This window comes from Tannerella forsythia (assembly GCF_003860135.1).
Taxonomy (GTDB): Bacteria; Bacteroidota; Bacteroidia; order Bacteroidales; family Tannerellaceae; genus Tannerella; species Tannerella forsythia_A.
The window spans coordinates 1-8,754 of the sequence record NZ_RQYN01000076.1 but is presented as its reverse complement, the minus strand read 5'-3'; the positions used below and the strand labels follow the sequence as shown (position 1 = coordinate 8,754).

The following is an 8,754-nucleotide window of genomic DNA, read 5'->3' as shown; positions in this document are numbered from 1 at the left end:
ATTTTATTTTCGGTTGGTTTTTTCGGAAGCATAAAATATATTTTGTGGCATAAGTTGATTTTATAAGGAACGACTGAATATAAATCGGACGGTAACGAAATAAGCGTAAAAAAATGAGGCTGCCTGTGTTTTTGAGACAGTTTCCTCGTCAGTATACAATCACTTTGGCCTTGCCTTCTCCGTTAAGCGAAATGAGGTAAATGCCGTTGGGTAGATTTACGATCTTTGTACCCTCTTTCTCATTATTATATTGTCGGATCAGTTGGCCATCAATCGTATAAATTCGAATCGTGGCCGGACGGTCGAGTTGAATCGTTACCTGACCGTGCGATGCCCATATCCGATAATGCTCCTCTATTATTCCTGCGTCTTTGGGGTTATGTCCCTGATATTCATACGCGCCAAGATCGATGCTTTTGCCGTATATACGTGGATTACCGGCCAAATCTGTTTCAATCGACCAATGAATATTCTTTCCCTTATCGATAAACGGACTGTTTTGATTCAGTTGATAATCACCCGCTGTGGTTGGGGCGAAGCCGGGTGCCACATGACTTACGAAGCCCTGTGCAATGCGTGTGAAATCATTCGTTTTAAGCTCGTCGATAAATGGAACAGGCTCACCTTCGATATAGCTTTTATGCATGGTGGGCATGCTCCCCTTAGCGCCGTTGTTGTACAAGTTCGGATAGCCGAGTGGCGCTTGGTTGTCCCAAATAATTGTGTTGGAAAACATGGGTGAGGATGTTCCGATTTTTGTCCAATTTTTCCCTGCTAAGCACGCGATACCTCCTCCTTCCGCCACGGCTCTGTTGCCGCAGATGGTTACGTTTGTCAGGGAAGGAGTCACGTTCCCCGCGAACGAATAACAGAACATTCCGCCTCCGTTATAAGCCGCATTGCCGGCAATCAACACATTCGTTAGGTGAGGCGCTGATACGAGGTCTTCACAAAGGCTGTAGAATCCGCCTCCTTCTTGTTGGGCCTGATTACCGATGATGAGTACGTTTTCCAATCGGGGCGAAGCGACTCTTTTTCCGCAGTTGAAGATGCCGCCGCCGGAGCCTCCGGACTGATTCCTTCGAATCGTGGAATGCCGGATGCTAAAACTGGCTTCGTTGCTGTTCGCGTAAATAAATATCCCGCCTCCGTTCTTGGCAGCTCTGTTCCCTTCGATGGTGAGATGCGACAGTTTGGGTAATATATCTTTATGTGTCGTATAGGCATAAATACCTCCACCATACTCGGAAACCACCGGCATGTGATTCATCAATACGCTGTTTGCTCCATCAGCATTGCCACCGGTGATCGTAAAGCCGTCTATCTCTGTCGAAGATTCGACATCGAACAGAACGAGCACATGATAGGCGTTCTCATTCATATTGGAGAAGTCGGTCCCGTCGTCGCCATTAAAGTCACCGCTCAGAATCGTACGGTGTGTCTTCCAATCGCGATCTTTTATCGTCGTCTGATCGGTTGCGTCTACCGGAAAACCACCATACAAATGAATGTAGCCGCGAATAATAAACGAGCGATGACGGTCGGTCGTTTTTGGATTAGGTTCGTGAGCGAGTGTTTCTCCGGTCCGCCGGGTCGGGTGATAGGTGCCGGCCGCAACGTACACGGTATCGCCCGGCTGTGTCTTGTCCAACGCCATCTGGAGCGTGGCTAATGCTTTCGACCATGATTTGCCGTCATGAGCATCGTTCCCTTTTGTCGCATGGACGTGATAAACGGTCTGCGACATGACAGTCGCGGCACACAACAAACTACATATAATCAGTATATATTTAAGCTTCATAAGTTTTCTGCAATGTAATTAAGGTACATGTGAAAGAACAAAGAACCGTATTATTTCAGAAAGGCGCAACAATATGCCGGTATATTGTACAAAACCCCTCCCTTGAACGACAAAATTTTGTATGGCTCAAACGGGGTGGCCGGCTGATTTTTTTCGAATGTCTATCGTACGCTTTTCCGTGAGGGTTTTGTATCTTTGTTCTCTCATTGCAGGAAAATCATGGATTTTGAACTTGTTTCGTCATATAAACCGACCGGCGACCAGCCCGAAGCTATTGAGGCGCTTGCCCAAGGCATCCGCCAAGGAGTGCCGTATCAGACTTTATTGGGTGTGACGGGCTCTGGAAAGACTTTTACCGTGGCTAATGTCATCGAACGGGTACGCAAGCCCGCACTGATCCTGAGCCATAACAAAACGCTCGCCGCACAGTTGTACAGCGAATTCAAATCGTTCTTTCCGCATAATGCTGTCGAATATTTTGTGTCGTACTACGATTACTACCAGCCTGAGGCTTATCTGCCTACGACCGATACGTATATCGAAAAAGATATGGCGATCAACGAAGAAATCGATAAGTTGCGTCTGCGTGCTACGGCCTCGCTGCTGTCCGGACGTCGCGATGTGATCGTTGTCTCGTCCGTCTCGTGTCTTTACGGTATGGCCGATCCGCGTGCTTTTGAAGAACAAGTCGTCTATCTGGAGAAAGGGATGAAGATTGCTCGTGACAAGATGCTTCGCTTGTTTGTCGATGCGCTCTATGTGAATAATAAAGTGGAGTTTACGAGCGGAAGTTTCCGGGTGAACGGCGATACGGTCGATATTTTTCCGGCTATCGAAAGTTACGACGGTCTGGCTTATCGTATCGAGTTTTGGGGGGATGAAATAGAGCGTATCGCATCGTTTAACCCGGTCGACGGACATGAATATGATGAACAGGATACGCTGAACATTTATCCGACGAACCTGTTCGTTACGACGCAGGAACGTATCCGTACAGCCATCGGGCAGATACACGTCGATCTCGGTGAGCAAGTTCGGTTTTTGCAGGATATCGGGAAGCCGCTCGAAGCCAAACGCCTCGAAGAACGCGTAACATACGACCTCGAAATGATACAGGAGCTGGGGCATTGTGCCGGTATTGAGAATTACTCTCGTTATCTCGACGGACGTCAGCCCGGAGAGCGTCCGTTTTGCCTGTTAGACTATTTCCCCAAGGATTTTTTGCTGGTCATCGATGAGAGTCATGTAACAGTTCCTCAGATACGTGCCATGTACGGCGGAGACCGTTCGCGCAAACAAACGCTTGTTGAATATGGTTTCCGTCTTCCGGCCGCGTTGGATAACCGTCCGCAGACCTTCGAAGAGTTCGAATCGTTGACGCCGAGCGCGATCTATGTGAGTGCGACCCCGGCCGATTATGAACTGATGAAGAGTGAAGGAGTCGTCGTTGAGCAGCTTATCCGGCCTACGGGGCTTCTCGACCCGATTATCGAAGTGCGTCCCAGCCTCAACCAGATCGACGACCTGATGGAAGAAATCGCACAACGTGCCACAGCCGACGAGCGGGTATTGGTCACTACGCTCACCAAACGGATGGCCGAAGAACTGACGGATTATCTGAAGAGGATGGATGTGCGTTGTAACTATATTCACAGCGATGTCGATACGCTCGAACGGGTGAAGATTATGGACGATTTGCGCAAAGGGCTGTTCGATGTGTTGATTGGCGTCAATCTGTTGCGCGAAGGGCTGGATTTGCCGGAGGTATCGCTTGTGGCCGTACTCGATGCCGACAAGGAAGGATTTCTGCGTTCCCACCGTTCGCTTACCCAGACTGCCGGACGTGCCGCACGTAACATTAACGGCAAAGTAATCTTTTATGCCGACAAAATCACCGACAGTATGCGGCAGACGATTGATGAGACGAATCGCCGAAGAGAAAAACAATTGGCTTATAACGAACGACACGGCATCACACCGAAGCAGATCGTGAAAAATACGGTTTCGGTGTTGGGCGGTGGACGTCTGCAAACAGCGCCTGAAGCGTATGCTTACGTCGAGCCGGAACCGTCGCTGGTGGCCGATCCCGTGGTGCAGTATATGACGCGGCCACAGTTGGAAAAAGCGATTGCGCAGGCGCGGAAACAGATGACCGAGGCAGCGAAGAAACTCGATTTCCTTGAGGCAGCGCAATATCGTGACGAAATATTGAAATTACAAGATATGTTGGATCAAAAAACAGAAGAAAAATGAAAAAGTGGATGGTATTTGTGTGGAGTACGCTCGTTTGTATGGCTTGCTCAGCCCAGGAAAAGGCCGATTATACTCCGGAAGACCGGGCGATTTTTGATGCTTACGTGCAGGCGATGCAAGGGAAAGAGCATTTGCCGTTAGGCGACCTCCTTGTCGAGACGGCGAAGTTCTTCAAGGATCGTCCTTACGTGGCTTCGACGCTGGAGAAAGAGCCGGAAAGGCTCGTGATCAACTTGCGTGAGCTCGACTGTACGACGCTCGTTGAGTCTGTCCTCGCATTGGCTCGCACGGTGAAAGCCGGTGATCCTTCGTTCGAAGCGTATGCCCGGCAACTAAGACAAATCCGCTATCGTCAAGGCGAGATACACGATTACACGGATCGTTTGCATTATTTTTCCGACTGGATTTACGAGAATCAGCGCAAAGGGATCGTTCGGGACGTAACGTCCTCGATCGGTGGTGAGCCATATCGCCTGAAGATGTCGTTTATGTCTGCGCATCCCGACAAGTACCGGCAGTTAAAGTCGCATCCAGAATGGGTGAAGGTGATGCGTGAGAAGGAGGAAGAAATCTCGTCGCGTGAGACGTATGCCTGTATTCCCGAAAAGGAGATCGAACGTTGCGGCTCCGGCATGCAGAACGGAGATATCGTTTGTTTCGTGACGAATATCGAAGGGCTGGATATCTCGCACGTCGGATTCGTTGACCGCGAAGGGGAAATGCTGACGTTTATCCACGCGTCGTCTTCGGCCGAGAAGGTGATCGTTAATCCGGAGTCGCTACAAACGTATGTGATGGACGGTAAACGGACAACGGGCGTGATGATTGTTCGTCCGCAGGAACCGTAACACGCCGGACTTCTTCCGAATTTTCCGCTCTTTCGCGAAAAGAAGTATCTTTGCTCGTCAATTATCATTATACGTCATGCTTGATAAAGCAACCATTTGTGCTGTATCGACTGCCCCGGGCGTGGGCGGTATCGCGGTGATACGTGTATCGGGTCCCGAAGCGTTGTCTATCGCTCTTCGGCTCTTTCGATACAGAGGAGAAACGCCTGTCGCCGAGTTGATCAAACCTCGATATGCGTATTATGGCGAAGTGATAGCCGGAGATGAATTGATCGATGAAGTTGTCCTGACTTATTTCCAGGCTCCGCATTCGTTTACCGGTGAAGATACGGTAGAGATCTCCTGCCATGGTTCTGTTTATATCCGACGCAGACTGTTAGAGAGCCTTGTCGGAGAAGGTTGTCAGATGGCTAAGCCGGGCGAATTTACTCATCGTGCCTATCTCAATGGGCGTATGGACCTGAGCTGTGCCGAGGCCGTGGCCGACATTATCGCCAGCGAAAGCAAGGCGCAGCACCAAATGGCGATGAGGCAACTGCGTGGCGGATATAGCGAGGAGCTGAACGCCCTTCGGGGAGAATTGCTCCGCCTTACCGGGTTAATGGAACTTGAACTGGACTTCCCCGAGGAAGATGTGGAGTTTGCCGACCGCACCGAATTGCTGGCTCTTTGCGATAAGATAGAGCATAAACTCCGTAAACTCATCGATAGCTATCGACTTGGTAATGCCGTGAAGCGTGGTATTCCTGTGGCGATTGTCGGCACGACCAACGTCGGCAAGAGCACCCTGCTCAATGCCCTTTTGGGCGAGGAACGTGCCATCGTGAGCGACATTCACGGCACCACGCGCGACACGATTGAGGACACGATGCACATCGGCGGCTATCTCTTCCGTTTTGTCGATACGGCCGGACTCCGCGAGACCGAAGACACGATCGAGAGCCTCGGTATCGAGCGTAGCCGAAGCAAAATCAAAGAGGCGGATATTATCCTTGCCGTGGTGGACGGCACGCGCATCAGCGAGGCTAATCAGCTGGACTATATCAAAAGCATTTGGGACGAAAGGGAGGAGCGAACGGTCATTCTGCTCGTCAATAAAAGCGAAAGCCTCACCGAAGACGAACGGAATCATCTCGATCAGGTGTTATGCGATTCCCTTGGTTACTCCGAAAAACCGTTGTTTATCTCGGCTCGCTTAGGTGAGGGGATGGATCAGCTTAGGGAGGAATTGGTCAAGATCATGGATAATGCTCAGGCGGGCGAAGCCGATCTTATCGTGAGCAATGCCCGTCATCATCAGCTTTTGCAAGAGGCTTACGACGCTCTGCAACACATGCGTTCGGGCTTCGAGATGGGAATCTCGACCGACTTGCTCACGCTCGACCTCCGCCATGCGATCACCTCCATCGGCGAAATCACCGGCCGCGAAATCACCAGCGACGATACCCTCCATTATATTTTCGCCCATTTTTGTATTGGGAAGTAATTTCTGATTACAATCGACGATCATTGATCTCCAAATATCGAAAAGGCGTGAATTATGAGCGCCCTCCTTTTTGTCCTTTTCTGTTCGTTAGGGCTCATTCGTATTCTTTTTTTTCGCTTATTCTTGTACATTATTTGTACCGCTTATCGCTACTGTCAATTTAGCGCCTCACGTATATCGAGAGAAAATTTAAAATCAGGACATGATAAGACACCAACTGCGGGAACTAACATACGAAGCGTGGTCTTGCCTTGCTACGCTCTGGCTCCGCAAACTACGAACTCGCCCTCAGCGCCAAGCTACACCTCCAACAGCAACGTCTCTCCCAAGAGCAAGCCTCGCTCTCACGCCAGCTCCAGCACTAAATAAGACATCTCCTAACAGCATTCTATGGGATGCCGTTAGGAGATATGCCTTTAGCCAGTACTTATACTGAGAATAAGCTGACTTTTCAATTAGTAGTACATTTCGATATACTGATAAGCCTTATCAAAAACTTCTTGGTCTTTGATTTGGTAATTTACCCAAAGGATTGAACGGAGTTTCTTTTTTATCTCTCGTTGAGCAGTAATACTTTTAAAAGCATCTTTAAATTTGCGCACAATAGCTACCACATTTTCATCGATATCGGCTACTACACGCTCTACTATAATAGGTGTATCTTTAGTCTTTATCGATTCAAACAATTCAGTAAGTGCCGCTTTTGCTTGTTCACGTTTATCAAGCGGCTGATTGGATTTTTTTTCCTCTTCGAGCACCTCCTTGGCAAGAGTTAGTAGTCCTCGCAGGAAGTCGATACTTGTAATTAGATTTTCCTCCATGTGACGGCGAAGTTCATCCAGCTTTTCTGCAAACTCCTTATACTTTGGGTCGCCACGATGTTTACCTAACCTTAAGCGTAACATCTTCTCAACTTCAAGTATCTTTTTAGGATTTTCTTTAGCCTGCTCCAACACCATATCAATCACATCGCCATCAACCACAAGGTCTTCAAGCGGTGTACCTATGTCAATTTTATCGATATTTCGGTGAATAATTTCGATAGTTTTGGCTCCCAACAGCGTCCAAATAAGCGACCCACTGGTTCCAGCAGGGCGAACACTCTGATACACTTGCGCCAACCAAGTATAGTCTGACTGATAAGGAACGAGCATCGTATCGGGACTTACCGTTTCCCAAGCTTTAGCCAACCGCGCAAAATTTCGGGCAAAATCGGTCTTCTTCTTATCATCGAGCAAACACTGCTGAGCCGCTTGAAGACCCTCCCAGCCCCCAATGGTACGGTCTACACCTGGGAAGAAATCAAGACATTCTTGCAAAAAAGTAGGTATCAAAGACTTTATCTCGTCAATGTTCTTAATCACTGCCTTCACCGTTTCTTCATCAAAAGCCAAGCTCTTAGCCACGTTATCGAAGACACCTACAAAATCCACAATCAAACCATTCTTTTTATCGACATTATATTTACGGTTGGTGCGGCAAATGGCCTGTAAAAGTGTATGATCTTTCATCGGTTTGTCAAGATACATACATTGAAGGATTGGGGCATCAAACCCTGTAAGTAGCTTCGAAGTAACAATCACCATTTTTATGGGAGATAACGGATCGCGGAATTGGTCCAGAAGCTTCTTTTCCTGATCTCGATCTCTGCGATACTCTATATAATCATTTGCCTTGTCACCGCCCGTATGCATTACAATGGTAGTAGCATCTTCCGTTCCCAACAAAGCATCAATGGCTTTCTTGTACTTCACACAGCACTCACGGTTAAATACCACCACTTGTGCCTTCATTCCGCTAGGCTCCACATTGGCCTTAAAATGATTCACGATGTAGCGAGCCACATCATTAATGCGTTTTTCGGCAGTGAAGAATGCTTCGACAGACGTCCGCTTCACCAATTCACCCTTCTCGGCCTCAGATATCTGATCCGTCAATTTATCAAACTCCTCTTGCAGTTGCTGCTCATTAAGACGCATTTCCACTGGCACCGTTTGAAAATTCAACTCTAGAGTAGCTCCATCTGCCACAGAATTCTGGAAAGTATATTTAGAGATGTAACCACCCGTTTCCATATCCTCATCTGCGCCAAAGGCCTGGAACGTGTTTTTGTCACGTTTGTTGATAGGCGTACCAGTAAGTCCGAAGAAAAATGCATTAGGTAATGCACTACGCATCTTTTGTCCCAAATCCTTTTCCTGAGTACGGTGAGCTTCATCGACTAGGAGAATGATATTGTCGCGTTCATTGAGTACGCCTTCCACATCGCCAAACTTGAAAATGGTTGTAATTAGTCGTTCCTTATAAAATCAACTTATGCCACAAAATATATTTTATGCTTCCGAAAAAACCAACCGAAAATAAAA

The 8,754-nt window shown here is 48.1% G+C and carries 4 protein-coding genes and 1 pseudogene; 3 read left to right on the top strand and 2 right to left on the bottom strand.

Features of this window, described 5'->3' with window-relative positions:
* Window positions 1-148 precede the first annotated feature (148 nt).
* The gene (locus tag EII41_RS12755) at window positions 149-1,801 is read right to left on the bottom strand and encodes a T9SS type A sorting domain-containing protein (protein ID WP_124790899.1); all 1,653 of its coding nucleotides are present in this window, start codon (window positions 1,799-1,801) and stop codon (window positions 149-151) included.
* Window positions 1,802-2,020: 219 nt separating this feature from the next.
* On the opposite strand from EII41_RS12755, the gene uvrB reads away from it, so the two are divergent.
* The 3 genes from uvrB (at window position 2,021) to mnmE (ending at window position 6,388) form a co-directional block, all read left to right on the top strand.
* Entirely contained in the window at window positions 2,021-4,054 is a 2,034-nt protein-coding gene (gene uvrB, locus EII41_RS12750; RefSeq protein ID WP_124790898.1) for an excinuclease ABC subunit UvrB, read from the top strand.
* Window positions 4,051-4,902: an N-acetylmuramoyl-L-alanine amidase-like domain-containing protein gene (locus tag EII41_RS12745; RefSeq protein WP_124790897.1), complete on the top strand. Its 852-nt coding sequence runs from the start codon at window positions 4,051-4,053 to the stop codon at window positions 4,900-4,902. The genes uvrB and EII41_RS12745 overlap by 4 nt, the downstream gene beginning before the upstream one ends.
* Before the next feature lie 76 nt (window positions 4,903-4,978).
* A complete protein-coding gene (mnmE, locus tag EII41_RS12740; protein ID WP_124790896.1) occupies window positions 4,979-6,388 on the top strand; it encodes a tRNA uridine-5-carboxymethylaminomethyl(34) synthesis GTPase MnmE in 1,410 nt (469 codons plus the stop codon).
* A gap of 455 nt (window positions 6,389-6,843) precedes the next feature.
* On the opposite strand, the pseudogene EII41_RS12735 reads toward mnmE, so the two are convergent.
* A pseudogene (locus EII41_RS12735) lies at window positions 6,844-8,682 on the bottom strand (UvrB domain 3-containing protein); the annotation flags it as partial.
* Between the last annotated feature and the right edge of the window lie 72 nt (window positions 8,683-8,754).

Bases quoted from the DNA above. Each gene is read 5' to 3' on its own strand.
- EII41_RS12755 (WP_124790899.1), bottom strand. From the start codon at position 1,801: ATGAAGCTTAAATATATACTGATTATATGTAGTTTGTTGTGTGCCGCG.
- uvrB (WP_124790898.1), top strand. From the start codon at position 2,021: ATGGATTTTGAACTTGTTTCGTCATATAAACCGACCGGCGACCAGCCC.
- EII41_RS12745 (WP_124790897.1), top strand. From the start codon at position 4,051: ATGAAAAAGTGGATGGTATTTGTGTGGAGTACGCTCGTTTGTATGGCT.
- mnmE (WP_124790896.1), top strand. From the start codon at position 4,979: ATGCTTGATAAAGCAACCATTTGTGCTGTATCGACTGCCCCGGGCGTG.